Source organism: Burkholderia sp. BCC0506 (assembly GCF_902833145.1).
GTDB lineage: Bacteria > Pseudomonadota > Gammaproteobacteria > Burkholderiales > Burkholderiaceae > Burkholderia.
This window is the reverse complement of record NZ_CADFEN010000001.1, coordinates 608,986-630,432: the sequence shown is the minus strand read 5'-3', so window position 1 is coordinate 630,432 and position 21,447 is coordinate 608,986. Positions and strand designations below refer to the sequence as shown.

Annotated in this window: 20 protein-coding genes; 15 read left to right on the top strand and 5 right to left on the bottom strand. The window is 66.3% G+C overall.

The annotated features are described in order from the left end of the window. The first annotated feature begins 47 nt into the window (after positions 1-47). The 4 genes from HWX62_RS02640 to HWX62_RS02625 all read left to right on the top strand — a co-directional run bounded on the left by HWX62_RS02640 (position 48) and on the right by HWX62_RS02625 (position 4,859). Entirely contained in the window at positions 48-1,628 is a 1,581-nt protein-coding gene (locus HWX62_RS02640) for a sugar ABC transporter ATP-binding protein (protein WP_175929980.1), read from the top strand. Beyond that, the gene (locus HWX62_RS02635) at positions 1,625-2,683 is read left to right on the top strand and encodes an ABC transporter permease (protein ID WP_175929981.1); all 1,059 of its coding nucleotides are present in this window, start codon (positions 1,625-1,627) and stop codon (positions 2,681-2,683) included. The genes HWX62_RS02640 and HWX62_RS02635 overlap by 4 nt, the downstream gene beginning before the upstream one ends. Before the next feature lie 168 nt (positions 2,684-2,851). Then, entirely contained in the window at positions 2,852-3,922 is a 1,071-nt protein-coding gene (locus HWX62_RS02630) for a substrate-binding domain-containing protein (RefSeq protein WP_175929982.1), read from the top strand. A 67-nt stretch (positions 3,923-3,989) separates the two neighbouring features. Beyond that, positions 3,990-4,859: an LD-carboxypeptidase gene (locus HWX62_RS02625; protein WP_175929983.1), complete on the top strand. Its 870-nt coding sequence runs from the start codon at positions 3,990-3,992 to the stop codon at positions 4,857-4,859. 521 nt (positions 4,860-5,380) lie between these two features. On the opposite strand, the gene HWX62_RS02620 is transcribed toward HWX62_RS02625, so the two are convergent. After that, positions 5,381-6,631, bottom strand: coding sequence for a LysR family transcriptional regulator (locus HWX62_RS02620; RefSeq protein ID WP_175929984.1), 1,251 nt, complete (start codon positions 6,629-6,631; stop codon positions 5,381-5,383). 473 nt (positions 6,632-7,104) lie between these two features. On the opposite strand from HWX62_RS02620, the gene HWX62_RS02615 reads away from it, so the two are divergent. From HWX62_RS02615 to HWX62_RS02580, 8 genes are all read left to right on the top strand, one after another. Next, positions 7,105-7,644 (top strand): hypothetical protein, encoded by a 540-nt coding sequence (locus tag HWX62_RS02615; RefSeq protein ID WP_175929985.1) that lies wholly within the window; start codon positions 7,105-7,107, stop codon positions 7,642-7,644. Positions 7,645-7,718: 74 nt separating this feature from the next. Then, positions 7,719-9,023 (top strand): gallate dioxygenase, encoded by a 1,305-nt coding sequence (locus HWX62_RS02610; protein ID WP_175929986.1) that lies wholly within the window; start codon positions 7,719-7,721, stop codon positions 9,021-9,023. Between the two features lie 125 nt (positions 9,024-9,148). Then, complete coding sequence (locus tag HWX62_RS02605) at positions 9,149-10,498, top strand: aromatic acid/H+ symport family MFS transporter (RefSeq protein ID WP_175930167.1); 1,350 nt, start codon at positions 9,149-9,151, stop codon at positions 10,496-10,498. 73 nt (positions 10,499-10,571) lie between these two features. Next, a complete protein-coding gene (locus HWX62_RS02600; RefSeq protein WP_175929987.1) occupies positions 10,572-11,597 on the top strand; it encodes an amidohydrolase family protein in 1,026 nt (341 codons plus the stop codon). Between the two features lie 2 nt (positions 11,598-11,599). Further along, complete coding sequence (gene ligK / locus HWX62_RS02595) at positions 11,600-12,283, top strand: 4-carboxy-4-hydroxy-2-oxoadipate aldolase/oxaloacetate decarboxylase (protein WP_043205974.1); 684 nt, start codon at positions 11,600-11,602, stop codon at positions 12,281-12,283. A 14-nt stretch (positions 12,284-12,297) separates the two neighbouring features. Continuing rightward, positions 12,298-13,005, top strand: coding sequence for a substrate-binding domain-containing protein (locus HWX62_RS02590; RefSeq protein ID WP_175929988.1), 708 nt, complete (start codon positions 12,298-12,300; stop codon positions 13,003-13,005). A 198-nt stretch (positions 13,006-13,203) separates the two neighbouring features. Then, a complete protein-coding gene (locus HWX62_RS02585; RefSeq protein ID WP_175929989.1) occupies positions 13,204-15,012 on the top strand; it encodes a tannase/feruloyl esterase family alpha/beta hydrolase in 1,809 nt (602 codons plus the stop codon). A gap of 67 nt (positions 15,013-15,079) precedes the next feature. Beyond that, on the top strand, positions 15,080-16,294 hold the full coding sequence (locus HWX62_RS02580) for a porin (RefSeq protein WP_175929990.1): 1,215 nt from the start codon (positions 15,080-15,082) through the stop codon (positions 16,292-16,294). Positions 16,295-16,509: 215 nt separating this feature from the next. Here the strand turns inward: HWX62_RS02580 and HWX62_RS02575 are convergent, their stop codons facing one another. Continuing rightward, positions 16,510-17,091: a TetR/AcrR family transcriptional regulator gene (locus tag HWX62_RS02575; RefSeq protein WP_077190052.1), complete on the bottom strand. Its 582-nt coding sequence runs from the start codon at positions 17,089-17,091 to the stop codon at positions 16,510-16,512. A 234-nt stretch (positions 17,092-17,325) separates the two neighbouring features. On the opposite strand from HWX62_RS02575, the gene HWX62_RS02570 reads away from it, so the two are divergent. Then, a complete protein-coding gene (locus tag HWX62_RS02570; protein ID WP_175929991.1) occupies positions 17,326-17,988 on the top strand; it encodes a DUF3313 domain-containing protein in 663 nt (220 codons plus the stop codon). A gap of 89 nt (positions 17,989-18,077) precedes the next feature. Beyond that, complete coding sequence (locus HWX62_RS02565) at positions 18,078-18,296, top strand: hypothetical protein (protein WP_175929992.1); 219 nt, start codon at positions 18,078-18,080, stop codon at positions 18,294-18,296. 193 nt (positions 18,297-18,489) lie between these two features. Here HWX62_RS02565 and HWX62_RS02560 read toward each other — a convergent pair whose 3' ends face one another. Next, the gene (locus tag HWX62_RS02560; protein ID WP_175929993.1) at positions 18,490-18,930 is read right to left on the bottom strand and encodes a DUF2059 domain-containing protein; all 441 of its coding nucleotides are present in this window, start codon (positions 18,928-18,930) and stop codon (positions 18,490-18,492) included. Between the two features lie 48 nt (positions 18,931-18,978). Next, positions 18,979-19,131: a hypothetical protein gene (locus HWX62_RS02555; RefSeq protein ID WP_175985082.1), complete on the bottom strand. Its 153-nt coding sequence runs from the start codon at positions 19,129-19,131 to the stop codon at positions 18,979-18,981. Positions 19,132-19,370: 239 nt separating this feature from the next. On the opposite strand from HWX62_RS02555, the gene HWX62_RS33285 reads away from it, so the two are divergent. Further along, positions 19,371-19,541: a DUF6726 family protein gene (locus tag HWX62_RS33285; RefSeq protein ID WP_347879930.1), complete on the top strand. Its 171-nt coding sequence runs from the start codon at positions 19,371-19,373 to the stop codon at positions 19,539-19,541. A 204-nt stretch (positions 19,542-19,745) separates the two neighbouring features. Here the strand turns inward: HWX62_RS33285 and HWX62_RS02550 are convergent, their stop codons facing one another. Continuing rightward, on the bottom strand, positions 19,746-21,407 hold the full coding sequence (locus tag HWX62_RS02550; protein WP_175929994.1) for a phage integrase family protein: 1,662 nt from the start codon (positions 21,405-21,407) through the stop codon (positions 19,746-19,748). Positions 21,408-21,447: the final 40 nt, after the last annotated feature.

Sequence of the window (21,447 nt, the reverse complement as noted above, 5' to 3'; positions counted from 1 at the left end):
GTACTGTTCCTGCCGCAACCGCATCGTGCCGACCGGCATCTTCCGGCATGAATAGCGCGACGAACGAAACCATGGGCGCGATGCGGCGCGAAGATCGAGCCCCTCGATCGGCGTCGCCGCCGGTCCTGAGCGCCACGGGCATCGCGAAGCGTTTCGACGCGACCGTCGCGCTGTCGGCGCTCGACCTGTCGATCGGCGCCGGCGAAGTCGTCGCGCTGATGGGCGCGAACGGCGCGGGCAAGTCGACCTTCGTCAAGATCCTGAGCGGCGCGCTGCAAGCGGACAGCGGCACGCTGACGCTACGCGGCGAACCCTATCGGCCGGCGTCGCCGCACGCGGCCAAGCGGCTCGGCGTCGCGACCGTGCACCAGTCGGTGGCCGACGCCGTCGTGCCGACGCTGTCGATCGCCGACAACCTGCTGCTCGACCGGCTGTGCGACCCGGCCTCGCCGTGGCACGTGCCGCCGGCCGCCCGGCGTGCCGCGGCGCGCACGCTCGCCGCGCGGGTCGGGCTCGACGTCGACTTGGCGGCGCCGCTCGCATCGCTGTCGCTGGCCGACCAGCAGCGCGTGACCTTGGCCCGTGCGCTGGCCGGGCAGCCGTCGTTGCTGATCCTCGATGAACCGACTGCCAGCCTGTCGGCAGCGGAGGCCGAGCGGCTGTTCGTGCTGGTGGACGCGTTGCGCCGCGACGGCGTCGCCATCCTGCTGGTGTCGCATCGGCTCGGCGATTTGCGCCGCATCGCCGATCGCGCGGCGATCGTCCGCGATGGCCGGATCGTCGCCGACCTGGCCGCGCCGATCGATTTCGACGCCGCGGTGGAAACGATGATCGGCCGGCCGTTGCCGCGTACGCGTGCGCCGGCCCCGGCGCTGGAACGTGCCCGGCTGGCCGACTCCGGTTCCGGTTCCGGCTTCGGCTTCGGCTTCAGCGCACGGCAGATCCGGCTGACACCGACCAGTACGCCGTTCGACCTCGAGGTCCGGCGCGGCGAGATCGTCGCGATCGCGGGCCCGGTCGGCGGCGGCAAGTCGCGCCTCGCGCGGACGATCTTCGGCGCGGTGCGGGCGGCGGCCGGCGAGATGACGCTCGACGGCCGGCCGTGGCGGCCGCGAACGCCCGCCGACGCGATTCGCGCCGGCGTATTCCTGGCCGGCGAGGATCGCTGGCGCACGTCGTTGTTTCCCGACAGCGTCCCGTTCGCGTCGATCGCCGGCACGATCGGCTTCCCGTTCCTGTCGCGCTGGTTCGCGAGCGGGGCGGTGCGGCGAACGCGCGAGCGCACGGCGGCCGCGGCGGCGATCGCGCGATTCGGCATTCGCTGCGACGGGCCGGACGATCGCGTCGCGCACCTGTCCGGCGGCAACCAGCAGAAGGTCGTGCTCGCGCGCTGGCATGCCGAGCCGGCGCGCCTGTTGCTGCTCGACGAGCCGTTCCAGGGCATCGATGCGGGTGCGCGCGCCGATATCGTCGATACGCTGCGGCGTCATGCGCACGAACGCGCGACGATCGTGTTCGTCAGCGATCTCGAGGAAGCCGCCGAGATCGCCGACCGGATCGTGCGGTTCGATCGCGCGACGCTCGATTTCCTGCCTCCGACTTCTTCCATCGAGGATGCCTGCTCATGAAGCCCGTCACTTCCTCCGCAGTGCGTCATGCTGCTCCCGTCGAACGATCGTCGCGCCCCGGGTTGGCGCGTGTGCGCGACCTGCTCGAACGGACAGGCATCCTGCTCGTGCTGGCCGCCCTCGTGGTCGTGTTCGCGCTCAGGGAGCCCGCGTTCCTGAACCTCGACAATCTGTTCAGCATCCTGCAGGCGGTGTCGATCGTCGCGTTGCTCGGCATCGGCGTGACGGTCACGCTCGCGGCTGGTGGCTTCGACCTGTCGGTCGGCAGCGTGGCCGCGACCGCGCAGATGGCCGCGAGCTACGTGCTGGTCGTCTGGCACGGCAGCGCGTGGGCGGCCGTGATCGCGTGCGTCGTGCTCGGCGTGGCCGCCGGGGCGTTCAACGGCTTGCTGATCACGCGGCTGCGCGTGCCCGACCAGCTCGCGACGCTCGGCACGCTGTTCCTGCTGGCCGGCCTGCAGCTGATCCCGACCGGCGGCCGTTCGCTCGCGACCGGTTCCGTGCTGCCCGACGGCACGGATGCGACGGGGGTGTTTCCCGACGCGTTTCTCGCGCTCGGCCGGCTGCGCGTGTTCGATGTCGTACCGTTGCCGGTGCTGCTGCTCGCGGCCGTGACGGTGGTGGCGTGCGTGACGATGGAAGCGACGCGCTGGGGCCGCGTGATTTATGCGATCGGCGGCAACGAAACGGCCGCGCGGCTGGCCGGTGCGCCGGCCGCGCGCTACCGTGTCGCCGCGTATGTCGTGTCGGGGGCGATCGCGTCGCTCGGCGGCGTGCTGATCGCCGCGCGGGTCGGCCGCGGCGACGTGAGCGCGGGCCACTCGCTGCTGCTCGACGCGGTGGCCGCCGCGCTGATCGGTTACGCGGTGTGGGGCGCGAAGCGGCCCAACGTGTTCGGCACGGTCGTCGGCGCGGTGTTCGTCGGCGTGCTGCTCAACGGGCTCACGATGCTCAACGCACCGTACTATATGCAGGATTTCATCAAGGGCGTGCTGCTCGTGCTGGCGTTGGCGTTTACGTTCGGCATCGGTCGCCGCGCGGACGCCCGGGCGTGATGGGTGAGGTCGCCGGGCGTTGGCACAGGCACGCACAGGGTCCGGGAATCATCAGCCTGGATCGTTTGTCATCCAAAGTAATATCGATTGCCGAATCGGTCGGTTTGAATTCGCGCGGGGCGCTGATAGATTGAGCCGATATCGTCCTTATACGGAGACAGACACGCCATGCGCTCGTTGCTTCGCCGAAAATCGCGCCTCGAACCGAAACTCGGTGCACTCGTGCTGGGCGCCGCGCTCGTGCTCGGTATGCCTGCGGCACAGGCCGGCCCGCTCAAGGGCGCGCCGGCGCCGTTCGACAAGGGCGGCGTGAAGATCGCGCTCGTCAACTACCTGTCGACCGGCGATTTCTTCCAGGCCTACGAAGCCGGCGCGCAGAAGCAGGCGCGTGCGCTCGGCGTCGATCTGCGCATCTACGAAGGCCGGCAGGACGCGGCCGAGCAGCGCGAGCAGATCCAGCAGGCGATCAGCATCGGCGTGTCCGCGATCATCGTCAATCACGGCCTGCCGGAATCGCTGAAGGACGTCGTTCAGCGTGCGCTGGACAAAGGCATCAAGGTCGTCGCGTTCGATGTCGATCTCGCCAATCCGAAGGTGCCGCAGATCGAGCAGAACGACCGCGACCTGGCGAACCTGCTGCTGGATCAGGCCCTGAAGGACAACGGCGACGCGTTCGCGGCAGGGTACGTGTACGTGGCCGGATTCGCGCCGCTCGACCGGCGCGATGCCGCGTGGCGCGATTTCAAGCGCGCGCATCCGAAGGTGCAGGAAAAGGCGCGCTGGGGCACCGTCGACAATCCGATCGCGCAGTCGGTCGCGAACCAGGCGGCCGCCGCGTATCGCGCGAATCCGGACATTCGTGTCGTATTCGCGCCGTACGACGAATTCGCGCGCGGCGCGAAGCTCGCGGCCGACGAGGCGCGGCTGTCGTCGAAGCTGCGCATCTACAGCGCGGACGTGTCGACGGCCGACATCGAGGCCATCCGTGCACCGAACAGTGCGTGGGTCGCGACGGCCGCGACCAATCCGGCGGTCGTCGGCGCCGTGTCGGTGCGGGCCGCGGCGCTGCTGGTCGCCGGGCAAAACCCGGGCGCACGCATCGCGGTCAAGCCGACGCTGATCACGCGCGACGATCTCGTGAAGAACGACATCCATACCGTGGCCGAACTCGGCGCGAAATTTCCGGCGTTCCGCGCGAGCGACGCGGCGACGGCCGCGTGGATTCCGGCGATCGACTGATGTGTGAGCGGCTCGCGGGTGGCATCAGGTATATTCGGCGGGTTCTTATCCTCACGGTATCCGTTCGATGGAATCAAGACGCAAGACAGTGGGCGTCGTCGCGCCCGCAGGTGTGCCCGATCCGCAAGGCATCGAGCGCGGCATCGTGCTCGTCGAAAGCTGGGGCTTCAAGGTCACGACGAGCGCACATCTCGGCAGCCGGTACCGCTATTTCGCCGGTACCGCCGAGGAGCGCGCGGACGATCTGCGGCGCGCCTTGATGGATCCGTCAATCGATATCGTCTGGCTCGCGCGAGGGGGATTCGGTTGCGCGCATCTGCTCGAGCACCTGCCCGACGAGATCGCGACGCCGAAGACGATCATCGGTTTTTCCGACGCGACGTCGCTATTCTGCGCGCTCGCAGACCGGCCCGGCGTGCGCTTGTTGCATGGTCCGACATTCCACAGCCTGGCGACCAAGGTCGACGACACGACGCGCGCCGACATGCGCACCGTGCTGACCGGTGGCGAACGCGCCCCGCTGAGCCTGCGGCATTTGTCCGGCGCCCCTGGTGCGGTGCGGGGGCGTTTGTGCGGCGGCAACGTGACGGTGCTCGCGAGCGTCGCGGGTACACGCTGGTCGCTTCGCTCACGCGATGCGATCGTACTGCTGGAGGACGTGACGGAATTCGGTTACCGGCTCGACCGCAGCCTGACGCAACTGCGTCTGAGCGGCGCGTTCGACGGGGCCCGCGCGTTCGTGCTCGGGCAATTCACGCGCTGCCCGATCCCGGACGGCGCGGATTTCACGCTCGAGCAGATGCTTGTCGACGTGCTGGGCGGCTTCGGCCTGCCGATCTACTCGGGTCTGCCGATCGGACATGAACAGCGCAACATCACCTGGCAATACGGCAACGAGGCTGCCATCGAGAACAGCGCGATCCGGTTCGTCGCGTAGCGTCGAATCTGGAAGGGCAGGCACACGTATTCAAAGGCGGCTGTCCCGAGCGATCAAGGTTCGTTAAAGTAAGGGCGTTGCGGCATACCCCCGTGGCGCAGTAATGCACGAACGAGTTTTGAATGGAAATCGGAGTATTGTGATAAGAATACTTATCACGACGGCACGATAGCGTGCTCAAACTCAGGTTTTGAACAACGTGTTACCGCGACCGACGGCGCTGCAACGACGTCGCGAGGGAGTTGACATCGCTCTTCGCAACGCCGCGCTCGGTGACAACTTTAATTCGCGGCGCGCAAATCCTTGAATTCACAAGGGTTCGCAGCTCTTGGGTGACTGCGAAATGGCGAAGTGACATCTTTACTTCGCAAACGGTGACAACTTTATTTTGGCCTACGTCGGCGAAGCGAATCACCGCAGTAGAGATATCTCCCCCGTCCAACAATTTGCCTGCGATCTCCCGTTCCTGAAACCGTTCATGTGCGATGCCGGCGTACTTTACGGCGAGCGCGGAGACACGTTCACCGTCCACGTTTAGCGTGCGGCGTGCGTGCGACCTCGGTCGCCACCACGCGAATCGCGTCGATCAACGCGCGCGCGGCCGGCGACGGCGGGCTGCCGGCGCGCGTCATCAGCCCGATGTCCCGAGTCGTTTCGCGCAGCGGCACATCGAGCACGACCAGCAGCCCCGCTTCGCATTCGTAGTGCAACTGCTGCGCGGACAGCACCGCGAGCATGTCTGTGTGCAGCAGCAGGCCGCGTATTATCGCAAGGTCGGCGCTCTCGACCGTCGGCATCGGCGGCTTGAGTTTCATGCGCCGGAACAGCGACTCGAACAGCCCGAGCGCAGGCGAGTGGCTGCGCGGCAGGATCCATTGCGCACCGGCGAGGCTCGCGAGCGTGAGGTTGCGCACGCCGGCGAGCGGGTGATTGTGGCGCGCGAGCACGACGAGGTTCTCGGACATCAATCGTTCGTTCTCGAGGTCGTTCGCCGGATCGCTCGCGCGCAGCGCGCCGAGGATGAAGTCGATGTCACCCGCGCGCACGCCGGCGACGAGCGCCTCGTACGCGCTTTCGTCGGTGATCACGTGCACCTTCGGAAACCGCGTGACGACGCGCGCGACCGCTTCGGGCAGCATCAGCGTGCGGCCGAGCGGCAGCGCACCGACGGTCACGACACCCTGGATGCTGCCGTGCAGCGCCGCGACGTCGTCGGCGACGTGCCGCAGTTCGTTCAGCGCGCGCCGCACGTGCAGCAGGAACGTCTCGCCGTCGGCCGTCAGCAGCAGGCCGCGCGGATGCCGATGGAACAGCGCGAAACCCGCGCCGCTCTCGAGAATCCGGATCGCGCTGCTGACGGCCGGCTGCGTGACGCCGAGCGCACGCGCGGCGCTCGGCATGTGACGGTGCCGCGCGAGCGTCGAGAACAGCAGGAGCCGCCGCGTGTTGAGCAGGTAAGCCGGCAGGCCGCCGTCGGTCGATGCGCGGCGGCGCGACTGGCGCAGCGCACACCAGTTCGCGAGCGCGCCGAGTTCGGCGATCACACGCTCTGCGCGCTTGAGCACCGCACGGCCGACCGGCGTCGCCAGCATGCCGGTCGGCTTGCGGTCGAACAGCGCTTCGCCGACGGCCGCTTCGAGTTCCTGCACCGCGCGCGTGACGGCCGACTGCGCGCGAAACAGCGTCGCGGCGGCGCGGCTCACGCTGCCCGTTTCGGCAACGCGCTGCACCGCGTACAGGCAGGCGAGATTCGGAAGGTCGGTGTTGTCCATGGGTGTTCGGGCGGTGTGCGTCGCGGCGGCCGAGCATACGGCATACGTGCATCCGTGCGGCCTGCGCCGGCGGCGCAGCGGGTTGAACGACTTTACCGGAACGGCGGTCGCGGAGCTTGCGTCGTGCTTATCGGCCCATCTGTTTTATTTATCGGATGTGAATCGCCGAGCGACCGGCTGCGGCTCGCTCGCCGCCGGACGCGGCCGCGCGAGCGCCATATCCGGCGGGCTTCCGGGCCATCGGCGACGCGGTGCGCGTGCCGGTTGAGCGCTTGCCGGATATGCGGTTACGTCGGGTTATAAGGGTTTACCCTAAATATATTGCCCCGGCCGCGACTGAGTAATTTCAATCCCGGGAGCCGCAAGCACGCGGTTGCCGGCGCATCGGGCCGCCATCTGATTCATTGTTCGTCCGATCACGAAAAGGGGCTGGCGCGTGGCGCGGCACCTCCAACTACGAGCGAGGCAGCGTAATGGGACGGCAGCACATCATCGGAGCACGCGAACTGGCGGACGCATCGGCGGGCAGCACGCCGCTTTCCTACACGGTACGCGCCGGTATTCGCGGCGGGTTCGCGGGCGCGGTGCTGATCTGGGTCTACGAGGCGCTCGTGTGGGTTGGCACCCAGCATCTGATGCCGCTCGCCGGCATCCCGCGCAACGCGACGGGACTCGTGTTCGGCAGGGCCGCACAGGACGCGCTCGGCATCGGCGCATACTTCATCGGCACCGCGATCCATTTCGCGTTCGCGCTGTCGTGGGGCATCGTGTTCGCGGCGATCTGGCCGTGGTTCTGCCGGCGCGGCTTCGAGGCGACGTTCGTCGCGCTGTTCTTCGCGATCGTCGCATGGATCGTGATGCACGCGCTGATCATGATCGCGTCGAGCAATCATCCGAACTATTTCGACCCGAACGTGATCATCGGCGGGTTCATGTCGCATTTCGTGTTCGCCGTTCCGCTCGCGCTGGTCGTCAAGCGCAGCCTTGCGCCGCAGCCGCACGGGCGCGCGTAGCGAACGCGCACGCATTCAATCCGCAATGGCCGGCGTGGCCGGACCGCATCAGAGCATCACGAAGGAGCATTGGCATGGCACGGATTATCGGAGGCATCGCGGCCTCCCACACGCCCACGATCGGGTTCGCGTTCGACAAGAACAAGCGCGACGATCCCGTCTGGGCGCCGATCTTCGAAAACTTCGCGCCGTTGGCCGGGTGGCTCGCCGACAAGCGTCCCGACGTGCTGCTGTTCATCTACAACGACCACGTGACGTCGTTCTTCTTTGATCACTATTCGGCGTTCTCGCTCGGCGTCGGACCGCAGTGGCATCCGGCGGACGAAGGCGGCGGCGCGCGCGACCTGCCGCCGATCGCCGGCCACCCGGCGCTGGCCGCGCATATCGGCCGGTCGCTGATGGCCGACGAGTTCGACATGTCGTTCTTCCAGAGCAAGCCGCTCGACCATGGCTGCTTCTCGCCGCTGTCGGTGCTGTGTCCGCACCGGCCCGACTGGCCGGTGCAACTGGTGCCGCTGCAGATGGGCGTGCTGCAACTGCCGGTGCCGTCCGCGCGCCGCTTCTACCGGCTCGGCCAGGCGCTGCGCCGCGCGATCGAAAGCTATCCGGAGGACCTGCGCGTCGCGATCGTCGCGACCGGCGGGTTGTCGCATCAGGTGCACGGCGAGCGCTCGGGCTTCAACAATCCCGAATGGGATGCGCGTTTTCTCGATCTGCTCGAGCGCGATCCCGAGCGCCTGGCCGGCATGCCGCTCGGCGAATACGCGACGCTCGGCGGCTTCGAAGGCGCCGAGATCGTGATGTGGCTCACGATGCGCGGCGCTTTGCCGGCGGGCGTCGTGTGCCGCCACCGCAGCTACTACCTGCCGTCGATGACGGGGATCGCGACGGCCGTGTACGAGCTGGCGGACACGGAAGTCGACGAGGCGGCGGCAGAGCGCCACCGGCAACGGATCGCGGCCGAACTCGCCGGCGTCGAGCAACTGCCGGGCACCTATCCGTTCACGATCGAGCGGGCCGTGCGCGCGTACCGGATCAACGACTATCTGCACCGGATGATCGAGCCCGCGCATCGCGCGCAGTTTCTGAGCGACCCCGAAGCGAGCTTCGCGGCCGCGGACCTCAGCACGGAGGAGCGCGACCTGATCCGCCGGCGCGACTGGCTCGGCCTGCTGCGCTACGGCGTGATCTTCTTCCTGCTGGAGAAGCTCGGCGCGGTGACGGGCGTATCGAATCTGCATATCTATGCGGCGATGCGAGGCGAATCGATGGAGGACTTCCAGCGCACCCGCAACGCGCCAGGCGCGCTGTACTCGGTGGCCGGCAAGAGCGCGGGGCCGCTCGGCTGGGACGGCGCGGACCAGTCGGTCAACACATAGCGAAGACGAGGGCGCGCGCGAGATCGCCGCGCCTGCGCGACCGGACTGCCGGAAGCGCAACGGGCCATATAAATAGGATGACGAATCGACTGATCGATCGTCGCCAAGGAGACAGGAGAGTCATGATGGCAGGTGGAAAGACAATCGACATCAAGTCGTTCATCGACGAGCGGCCCGTGTCGCGCTACCAGTGGCTGCTGGTCGTGCTGTGCTGCCTCGTCGTGATCGCCGACGGAATGGACGTCGCGATCATGGGATTCGTCGCACCGTCGGTGATTCGCGACTGGGCGATCTCGCGTCCCGAGTTCGGGCTGGTGATGAGCGCGGCGCCGATCGGGCTCGTGATCGGCGCGCTGCTGGCCGGTCCGAGCGCCGACCGGTTCGGGCGCAAGCGCGTGCTGATCGCGTCGGTGTTCCTGTTCGGCGTGTTCACGATCGTGACCGCGCACGCGCATTCGCCATTCGAGATGGCGGTGCTGCGGCTGCTGACGGGCATCGGGCTGGGCGCGGCGATGCCCAACACGACGACGCTGCTGTCCGAATACGCGCCGCAGCGGATGCGGGCGCTGATGATCACCGTGATGTTTACAGGCTTCAACCTCGGCTCGGCGCTGATCGGCTTCGTCGCCGGCTGGCTGGTTCCGCTGCACGGCTGGCGCGCGGTGCTGCTGTTCGGCGGCGCGCTGCCGCTGCTGCTGATTCCGCTGCAGCTGTGGCTGTTGCCCGAGTCGGCGCGGCTCCTGGCCGTGCGCGGTGCGCCGCCGCAACGCATCGGTGCGCTGCTGAACCGCGTGTGCGGTGCCCGGTTCACCGGCGACGAGACGTTCGTGTCGAGCGAGCCCGCGCTGCCGACGCGCAAACCGATCGGCGTGCTGTTCTCGCAAGGCTATGGCCGCGTGACGCTGTCGCTGTGGATTACGTACTTCATGGGGCTGCTCGTGATCTACCTGTTGACCGGCTGGCTGCCAACGCTAATCAAGGATGCCGGGTTGTCCGTCAGCACGGCCGCGAACGTGACCGCGATGTTCCAGATCGGCGGCACGATCGGTGCGATCGGCGTGGGCTGGTTGATGGATCGCGTGCGGCCGGCGCCGGTGATCGGCGCCGCGTATCTCGGCGGCGGGCTGTGCGTTGCCGTGCTCGCCTGGGCCGGTGCGTTGTCGTCGTCGCTCGCGCTGCTGGTGTTCGCGGCCGGCTTCTGCATGAGCGGCGCGCAGACCGGGCTGAATGCGTATGCGCCGGGCCGCTATCCGACCGTGGCACGCGCAACAGGCGTGAGCTGGATGCTCGGGATGGGCCGCTTCGGCAGCATCTTCGGCTCGGCCATCGGTGGTGCGCTGCTCGGCTTCGGCTGGAAGTTCGACGCGATCCTGTCGATGCTCGCGGTGCCGGCCACGCTGGCGGCCATCGCGATCATGACGACGCAGCATGCAGCCGTGCCCGAACCGCAGGAACTCGAAAACCCGGCGCACTGACGCACGTCGCACACCGCCATCCGGCGCGGCGGTCGGCAGGGTGCCGGACACTTTATCCAATGCAGGAGCATCAATGATCATCGATATCCACGGTCACTACACCACCGCGCCGAAGGCGCTGGAAGCGTGGCGCAATCGCCAGATCGCGGCGCTTGGCAGTCCGTCGGAGCAACCGAAGGTGGCCGAGCTGAACATCAGCGACGACGAACTTCGCGAATCGATCGAACACAACCAGTTGCGGCTGATGCGCGAGCGCGGCCTCGACCTGACGATCTTCAGCCCGCGCGCGAGCTTCATGGCGCATCACATCGGCGACTTCGCGGTGTCGAGCACGTGGGCGGCCGTGTGCAACGAGCTGTGCCATCGCGTCCATCGACTGTTTCCCGATCACTTCGTCCCGGCCGCGATGCTGCCGCAAAGCCCGGGCGTCGATGTCGCGACCTGCATTCCGGAGCTCGTGCGCTGCGTCGAGGAATACGGCAACGTCGCGATCAACCTGAATCCGGATCCGTCTGGCGGCCACTGGACGAGCCCGCCGCTGTCGGACCGCTACTGGTACCGGATCTACGAGAAGATGGTCGAGTACGACATTCCCGCGATGATCCACGTGAGCACGAGCTGCAACGCATGCTTCCATACGACGGGCGCGCACTACCTGAACGCCGACACCACGGCGTTCATGCAGTGCCTGACCTCCGACCTGTTCCGCGATTTCCCGACGCTGCGCTTCGTGATCCCGCACGGCGGCGGTGCGGTGCCGTATCACTGGGGACGGTTCCGCGGGCTCGCGCAGGAGCTGAAGAAGCCGCTGCTGAAGGACCATCTGCTGAACAACGTGTTCTTCGATACGTGCGTGTATCACCAGCCCGGCATCGACCTGCTGACCGGCGTGATTCCGGTCGACAACCTCCTGTTCGCGAGCGAGATGATCGGCGCGGTGCGCGGCATCGATCCGGAGACCGGTCACTACTACGACGACACGAAGCGCTACATCGACGCATCGTCGCTCGATGAGCAAGCGCGTCACAAGATCTACGAAGGCAATGCGCGGCGCGTGTATCCGCGCCTCGATGCGCAACTGAAGGCGAAGGGGCTTTGATCATGACTGAACTCGGTGTGGTGTACCGCACGATCCAGCGTGCGGACCAGGATGTGGCGGCGCGGCTCGGCGCGCTCGGCTCGGCGACGGTGCACGAGGCGATGGGCCGCACGGGGCTGCTGAAGCCCTACATGCGGCCGATCTATCCGCGTGCGCAGGCGTCCGGCACGGCTGTCACGGTGCTGCTGCACCCGGGCGACAACTGGATGATGCACGTCGCAGCCGAACAGATCCGGCCGGGCGACGTGGTCGTCGCGGCAATCACCGCAGATTGCACGGACGGCTATTTCGGCGACCTGCTCGCGACGAGCTTCAAGGCACGCGGCGCGCACGCGCTGATCATCGATGCCGGCGTGCGCGACGTCGCGGTGCTCGAGGCGATGCAGTTCCCGGTCTGGAGCAAGGCGATTTCGGCGAAAGGTACGATCAAGGCGACGCTCGGTTCGGTGAACGTGCCCGTCGTATGTGCGGGCACGCTCGTCCACCCCGGCGACGTGATCGTCGCGGACGACGACGGCGTGGCCGTGGTGCCGGCCGCGCGCGCGGCTCAGGTGCTCGAGAAGGCGGCGGCCCGCGAAGCGAACGAAGCGGCGAAGCGCGCGAAACTCGCGTCCGGCGTGCTCGGCCTCGACATGTACGACATGCGCGAGCCGCTGCGTCAGGCCGGCTTGCGCTACATCGACTGATTCAGGGGGACGCGATGATGCAGACATCGGAAGCGGCGCTGGCCGTCACGGGCATCTCGTCGATGGCGACGCGGCCGGTGCTCGCGCGGCTTGCCGCCGATTACGAGCGCGACACCGGCGCGCGCGTCGCGATCACGTCGGTAGGCGGCGTCGACGCTGCGCGGCGCGTGCGTGACGGCGAGCCGTTCGATGTCGTCGTGCTCGCGTCCGATGCGATCGAGCGGCTTGCGGCGGACGGTCATGTCGAGCCGGGCAGTCGCGTGCACGTTGCGCGCTCGGGTATCGCGGTCGCGGTCGCGAGCGGTGCGCGGCGGCCGGACATCGGTACGGAAGCCGCGTTGCGCGATGCGATCCTGGGCGCAGGCCGGATCGGCTATTCGACCGGGCCGAGCGGCACGCACCTGACGCGTCTGTTCGCCCGCTGGGGCATCGCCGACGCGATCGCACCGCGCATCGTGCAGGCCCCACCGGGCGTGCCGGTCGGCGCGCTGATCGCAGCCGGCGACGTCGAGCTCGGCTTTCAGCAGACGAGCGAGCTGATGCACGTGCCGGGCGTCGCAATCGTCGGTGCGCTGCCTGACGCCGTGCAGGCGGTGACGGTGTTCGCCGCCGCGGTCTGCGCCGTCGCGCACGATCGCGTGGCCGCGGCGCGGTTCCTCGTGTACCTGGCGTCGCCGCAAGTCGCACACATCAAGCGCGAACACGGGATGGAGCCTGCATAAGGCTGACGCGGCCGGTCGATAAACGAATCGGATGGGATTCGCCTTTCTTCGCAACGGGCTCGCGCATCGATATTAGTTATGCTGATGAAGCAGTGAGTGGTGATCCAGCTCATACGATCTATCGAAGAATCAATACAACGTCGCCGCGTCGTCCGGCCCGGACGAGCGGCATATCCAGCAGAAAGACAGGAGACAGGCATGCAGACGAACTGCAGGGCAGGGTGGATGATGTGCGCTTGGCATCGCGCGACACGCGTAAGGTGCGATGCACTGACCAGGGCGCTGGCGATCGGCGTCGTGTGGCTGAGTGCGGCGCTGACGGGCTGGCCGAATGCCGCGAATGCGGCGAGCACCGCCGGACTCGCGAATCTTCCCGCGGTGATGCCCGCGATGTCGTGCCCGTCGGTCGCGGCGCTCGACCTGAGCGGCGTGACCGATGGCGCCGTCACGATCACGTCGGCGGTGCTGCTGCCGGCCGGCACGGTCGTCGGTAACAACACGTTGCCGGCGCCGGTGTGTGACGTGAAGGGGACGATCGGCCCGGGCGCGTCGCTGTTCGAACTGCAGCTGCCGACGCAGGGCTGGACGCAGCGTTATCTGCAGACGGGCTGCGGCGGCCTGTGCGGCAACCTGTCCGTCAACGCGCCGATGGCATCGACGTGCGTGCCGGTGACGAACGGCACGATCGCGATGGCTGCGACCGACATGGGCCACGAAGGCGGCAACGACGGTTCGTGGGCGCTCGATCCGAAGGCGAAGCTCGACTTCGCATACCGCGCCGAACACGCAACGGCTCAGGTCGCGAAGGCGATCATCGGCAAGTTCTATGCACGGCCCGCGCGCTACGCGTACTTCGACGGCTGCTCGGACGGCGGCCGCGAAGCGCTGATGGAGGCGCAGCGCTTTCCCGACGACTTCGACGGCATCGCCGCCGGTGCGCCGGCGAACGACCTGATCGTGCAGAACACGTTCCACCATGCATGGCCGAACGCGGTGAACACCGACCCGAAGACGGGCAACGCGATTCTGCTCGCCGGCAAGCTGCCGATGCTGCACGCGGCCGTGCTCAAGGCGTGCGACGGGCTGGACGGCGTGGTCGACGGCGTGATCGACAACCCGCGCGCGTGTCGCTTCGATCCCGCGACGATCGTCTGCGCGCAAGGCCAGTCCACCGCGACCTGCCTGACGCCGCAGGAAGCCGACGTCGTCCGTCGGATCCACGACGGCGCGACGACCGCGGACGGCACGCGTCTCGAGCCGCTCGTCTCGCGCGAATGGGGCTCCGAGCTGAACTGGACGCTGTTCGTCCCGGCGACCGCGACCGCACAGAGCGGCACGATCGGCTTCGTGCTGCCGTTCCTGCGCTATCTCGACTACTACAACGCGTCGTATCCGTCCGCGGCGATCGGCGACCTGAAATTCACGCTCGACGGGTTCGCGAAGACGGTGCCGGTGTCGAACTACCTGGCCGCGACCGATCCTGACCTGACCCGGTTCGCCGGGCGCGGCGGCAAGCTGCTGCTGTGGCACGGCCTGGAAGACCAGCACATCTCGCCGCGTTCGAGCATCACGTACTACGAAGCGATGAGGCACTACATGGGCGACGCAAGAGTCGACCGCTTCGCGCGCTTCTACCTGTTCCCGGGCGTCGCGCACTGCGGCGGCGGGCAGGGGCCGGACGTATTCGACATCCTGTCGCCCCTGATGGCGTGGACCGAAACGGGCGCGACGCCGGGCCGGATCGTCGCGTCGATCGTCGACGCGAACGGCAACACGACGCGCACGCGCCCGGTGTTCCCGTATCCGGCCACCGCGCGCTACACAGGCACCGGCAGCACCGACGACGCGGCGAACTTCGCCGCCGATACGCCGAAGGGCGACCCGGTGGTCGACCTTCACTGGGCCGGCGAATGGCTGTACTCGCCGGGTTACGAAGCGCAATGCCAAGTCCAGGGTTCTCAACTCGTCTGCAAGGACGGCAACGGCTGGCATGCGTATCGTCCATGACCCCACGGCGGCACGCACTGATCACAACAACTCACGCATTCAACAAGGCAAGGAAGGAGACGGATCGATGAAGAAGCAGGCATCACGGGTCGCGCTGACCGCCATCGCGATGGCGGCGGCCGCACCGGCGTTCGCGCAGAGCAGCGTCACGCTGTACGGGATCGTCGACAACGGGATCGGCTACCAGAGCAACGCGACGACGCTCGGCTCGACGAGCGGCGGCAAGTCGGTGATCAGGATGAACCAGGGCGTGTGGGCCGGCAGCCGCTTCGGCTTGAAGGGTGCCGAGGATCTCGGCGGCGGCACGAAGGCGATCTTCACGCTCGAATCGGGCTTCAACTCGGGCACGGGCGCCACGCAGTACACCGATGCGATGTTCGGGCGGCAGGCTTGGGTCGGCCTGACCAATGCGACCTACGGCACGCTGAGCGCGGGGCGGCAGTACGCGTCGTACTACCAGACGATGTCGGCATTCAGCCCGACGACGTGGGTCACCGGCTACTACGGCGCGCACCCGGGCGACGTCGACGGGCTCGACACGATCTATCGCGCGAACAACACGCTCGAATACACGTCGCCGAAATGGTATGGCCTGACGCTGAGCGGCTCGTATTCGTTCGGCGGCGTGGCCGGCAGCACCGATGCCGGCTCGACATGGGCAACCGGCATCCAGTACGCGGCCGGCCCGCTCGGCGTCGGCCTCGCGTTCGAGCGCGTGAACAATTCGAATACGGCCGGCGGCATGTGGGGTGCGAATTCGACGACGTCGAACGGGGGCGCGCAAGTGGGCGTGTCGGCGCTCACGAACGGCTACCAGACCGCGAAGGCGCAGCAGCGGTTCGCGGTGGGCCTGAGCTACCGGTTCAGCGACGCGTGGGATGCGACGGCCACGTACACCAACACCGAATACATCCCGGGCGCGGCGTCGAAGTTCGTCAACACCGCGATCTTCAACACGGCCGGCGCGGTGCTGCACTGGAAGCCGTCGGCGGTGTGGGATTTCGGTGCAGGCTATGCGTACACGCGCGCGACCGAGGCGAACGGCATCACCGACAGCGCGCAGTATCATCAGTTCAACCTGTCGCAGTATTACTCACTGTCGAAGCGCACGGGGCTGTACCTGCTCGAAGCGTATCAGCACGCGAAGGGCAAGACGCTCGGCACGAGCGGCGCGGGCAGCATCGTCGACGCGACCGCAACGCTGGGTGACGGGTTCAACTCCGCGCCGTCGTCGACCGGGACCCAGTTCGCGTTCGGTGCGGGGATCATTCATCGGTTCTGACCCGAGCCTGATTGCGCGCGCATCCGGCGGCGTCCGGATGTCGCTCATAAGGTAGAGTGCGCCCACATCGGGTTCTGCAGCCGGCGAATCGCGGGCGGCATCGGCTCGAGCAGGGGCATCCTGCTCAATGCGCCGTCGGCCGGTACACCGACGGGTCGCATGCGACTTCGAGCTTCACATACTGACTCAGACCGCAAAGTCGAGAGATCGACCGATCACTTCCGTTTCGGCTTGACCGCCTTGGCTTGCCAGCTTTCCTCATCCAGCAGGCGGGCGAAAAGCCGGTTTCGCATGGCGCCGGTCAGGGGCGTCAGGCCAAGCAGCACGTTGAATGCGATGCCGCTCGCCGCGAAGTAACGCAGCAGCGAGAGTTCGAAATCGCCCGACTCCTTGTCCATGGTTTTCAACTTGTCGGCATCACCGCTCTCCCGGCCCTCGAGCAGTTCCGGGCTTTCGATGATTGCCGCCAGCACGGCGCGCGCGACCGAGTTCGGTTGATTGATGGCTTCCCGGAATATCGCGATCTGGGCAGCGAGGGTCGGCTCGGCCTTCGATGCACCCTCGTTCACCAGGTAATCGCGCCCAAACTGTTCGAATTGCTGCTGCTGGAATTCGAGCAACGCCGAGAGTACACCCTGCTTGGTACGGAACTGGTGCAGCAACCCGCCCTTGCTGATGCCGCTTTCACGCGCGAGCGCGTCGAACGTCAAGCCGCCGACGCCATCGCGGGTGAGGATGCTGAGTGCTGCATCGATTGCCTTCTTGCGGGAAATTTCCGAGCGGGTCTGGTTGTCCATTGAGTTGTCACGATGGCGTCGCGCTGATGCGCAGTGAGGGGCGGTAGCGCGAGATGAGCTCGAGGGAGCTCTCCCGCTGCCAAGCGTGACATTGTACCTTCCCGATCCTCTTCTATAAAACAAACCGGATAGACGGTTTACATGTGACGGAGGCGATGCTACGCTGCCGTCGCGTCAACTCTTTTCGCAATTTCACCTCTGGTGCCGGCCGCGGCACCTTCCACGGAATCCGACATGCTCACCACCAAACTCAGCTCATTTATTTTTTCAGGCGTCACGGTGTTGACGTTGGCCGCATGCGCCGGTGTGCAGCCCGCTGCCTATTCGGGCATTGCATCCTCACCCCAGCTGACACCGAACCGCGGCGACGACGCCGCAAAGGTGCCGTACCGATATGCGCCACGCGTCGACTGGTCGCAGTACCGGCAGGTGATGGTGGATCCAGTCGTCGTGTATGCCGGTCAGGACAATCAGTTCGGCGACTTGAAGGCCGAGGACAAGGCGGCGCTTGCCGATTACATGGGGAAGGTGTTTGCCGACAAACTCTTGAAGCGCTTCCAGGCCGCTGCCAAGCCGTCCCCTGCGACGCTGCGCGTGCGGCTCACGCTCACGGGCGCGGAGAAGACCACGGCGGTTGTCGGACAAGCCATGCATTTCGATATCGCCGGCAATCTGTATAACGGCGTGCAGGCAATTCGGGGCGGCAAGGGCGCGTTCAGCGGCTCAGTTTCATACGCCGTCGAAGTCTACGACAGCACGAGCGGTCAACTGCTGATGGCTTATGTGACAAGACAGTATCCGAACGCCATGAACCTGCCGGCTGCGTTCGGTTCGCTGAGTGCGGCCCGGACCGGTATCGACAAGGGCGCGGATGCACTCGTTGCCCAGCTCCGGTGATGGCGAGGATGTCACGCTCGCCGCAACGCCGCGGGTCGATGTCGTGACATCCCGGATGAGCTGACCGAATTCGACAAGGAGCCGGGAGTATGCGCGAAATCGCCTATCTCATTCTTACGACGCCACCACCGCTCATGGTTTCGATCGTGTTCCTGGCTGCCTATATGGCGATCGGGATTCCTGCTCACATGATCCGTGGCGCGCTTGCGCGGGACATTTTCGGTACGATGGCCGGTGTCTTCGCGTCGCTCTTCTATCTGACGCTCGTGCTGGGCTTCCAGACCGACATCCAGAGCCTCTTTGAATGATCGCGCCTGCGATGGAGTTCACCCGCCCGCGTCACATTGATCGCCCCGTTGCCACGCGGAAAAGAGCGTCGGCGAAGACACGTGCCCTCACCCGGACTGGACACCGGCACGGCGACCTGCGGGGCCGTTTCGGCGTGCCGTCCGGCGGGCATGGACTTCGCCCGTAACATGCGCGTCATGTAGCCACGCTTCCTCAGTTTTCATCTATCCGGAGTTGAATTCGGGAAACGGCTCTGGCCATCTCCGGCATGATTGTGGTTCGACCTTTGCTAAGCCATGCCTGTCCAGCCGGACTCGTATAGAAATCGTTGACGCTACGGAGTTCGTCTATCGAGAAATTCCTTGCGCAGCTATCCGTCAACTGCTTGAGTACCGGGTCCCGGAGATCGTTGACGGTGTCTTCAACCATCTCGCGATAGGTGCTGGCGTCCGACGATCCTTTTGGCCAGCCCTTGCGACCGGCGGACTCGTACGGTTTTCTGACGAGGTCGCGGATGCGCTGGTCCATATCGTCTTCCATGCCTGATGACGAGAGCGCCTGACGGCAGAGGGTGCGCTTCTCGCCAAATCGATTCAAGTCGTCGAGACCGCGAAACTGAGCATGTGCCGTCGAAACACAACCGGTCGTTGCCATGCAGGACACGATCAGAGCGACGTATGAAATCCTCATTTTGGGCCCATGCTAGAAACCGTTCGTCAGGTAAGGAACGTCGGTTGAAAATACCGTCACGATGATGAAGACGCTCACGAGCGATGCAACAAGCGGGGCTGCAATCACGAGCAGCGGGCTGATTGAAAATCTGGGGCTCGCGGTGGATGTGGTGGAGTGGCGCATGGTCGTTGTTCGATAAGTGACAGAAGGGAGTACGGGCTGCTGCGCGTTCGACACGGGTTGGTTACGCGTTGAGCGATCGATCGGGCAGTGCATGTCGTCGCCAGTACGGAGAGCAACATGAACATCATGCTAACATACAAACCGTCTAGACGGTTTGTATGTTAGCATGATGTTCCCGGCATAGGTCTACAAGTCAGGCCTGTTCGGAAGATGTGTGGGATCGCTACCTGGAGGTTTCTATGAAGTGGTTCGTTCGAGCCGTTTGCGTTGCTAGTTGTATCGCCCTTGGCGGTTGCGGCCTCGCTGCAGCACCGTGTCGTATTGCATCCGCTGGGATCAAGATCGTGCCGGTCGTGGGGCACATGGCTGCGGCGCCGACGGACGCGTGTGCGGCCGTGATCGATCCCTGAATATCGAGTCGGCCTGCAAATTTCGGCGACACGAAGTAGCGCGCGTGCGTGGGCTTGCGGCGGTGCACCGGCGTATCCAGTACCGCGGCGCATCGACGTAACCGGAATGGGGGGCGAACATGATAAGCGCGATTTCCTATCATAAGCCTCAAAGTTATGGAAAATCTGGTGCTTATCTGTAGAGCGATATAAACGATCTTCCGTTCACTTTCGTGCGGCAAACGCCTGATCGAACTGCCGAGCGCGCTGCACGTCATCGCTGTGCAGATAGGTTGACGTCGTCGAGATCGACGCATGGCGCAGGTTGTCGCGCACCATAATCAACTCGGCGCCCCGAGCCAGCGCATGCGATGCATGCGTGTGACGCATCCAATGCGGACTCGCGCCGCGCAACTTCTCCGCCGTGGCGGGCCGCTCGTCCTGAATCGCGTCGGCCGCCAGCACGAAGAATCGCCGCAGCACACGCCAGAGCCGTGTGCTTTCGATGCGTGCGCTATCCTCGTCGAGACTCGCAACGAGCGGCGTCGCCGGATTCCAGCGTACGGCCGTAACCGGCAGGCCGCGCTGCACGAGATATTGGTCGAGCGCCGTCCGGGCCAGCGCCGGCAAAGTCACCTTCCCGCCCTTGCCGAGCACGTGCAGCCAGTGATCGCCGTGTTCGTCGCGGCGGACGTCGGCGAGCGTCGCGCCGACCAGCTCGCTCGCGCGCAGGCCGGTTGCGTACCCAAAGTCCAGCAGAAAGCGCAGGCGCTGAGCGGCCGGCACGCTCCAACCGTAGGACCACTCGAGGCCGTCGGCCAGGGTTCGGATCAGCAACCACTCGCCCTCAGAAAAACCGCGCGACACGTCCAAGCCGGTGCGCGGCGCCTGGCTCTTGACCTTCACGCCGGCGAACGGATTCGCGAGTACGTAGCGCTGCTCGATCAGCCAGCGGAACAGCGCCGACAGGACGTTCAGCGTGTAGGCCGCTGATCGGGCGGACAGCGCGCCGGTAAACGGCCGCCATTCGGCACTATGCCGCGGCCGCGACGGCCCGATCCAGCGCTCGCGCGGCGTGGGGCGACGCAGGAATGCGCGGTACGCGATCGCGTCGTCGGTGGTGAGTGACGACAGCGCACGGCCGCGCTCGATGATTGCCCACAGGATGAGGCGTTCTGCTTCCTTGCGGTACGCGCGTTGCGTGGCCGCCGATTCATGCAGTGACAGCCAGGACTGGATCGCTTCGTAGTCGTTCGACGCGTTCAGCAAGCAGGCAGTCCGCGGCGCCCGAAACTGTCCGTGCGAACCGTCGACTTCGTGCGGCACGCGCAACTGTTCCCACGGCACGACGTCGCCAGCGGGCGACGCGACAATCAAGGCCCGTGCCCGTTCGGTCAAGGCCGGGTGGGCGGCGAAGAATGCCTCCACGCGGCGTGCGCCGGCGACGCCGAGCCCGTCGATCGCCGTCCACCAACGGCGCCGGCGCGGAATGCGCACGGTCAGGTCGGCCAACGTCCGGATGCCGTGCGCCTGCAGCGCGGCCACCACGCGCGCGGGCAACCATTGATCGATGGTGTCGGCGATGTTCGGCGCCGATGCCGGCAGACTGCGCAGCGCCTCAATCGCGCGCGCGACAGTGTCGGCCGACGCGACGGACCGCTCGCCGAATATTTCGGCCAGATCGACCCGGTGGCGGCTCGTCGCGAACGCGGCCAAGGTGCGCCGGATGCGGCCCAGTACGCCGCGTGCGGAGGCCCCGGGCGCTTTGCGCTCGCCCAGATAGCGTGCGACGGCTGCCCGAGCGTCGAGCCCGGCATACCACGCACGTAGTGCGGCCAGTTCGGCGTCGTCAGGGAAGGTGATGGGTTCGGTCTGACGCGTTTTCATACTTGCCAGTTTAGACTAAAAACAACTATGGACAGATAAT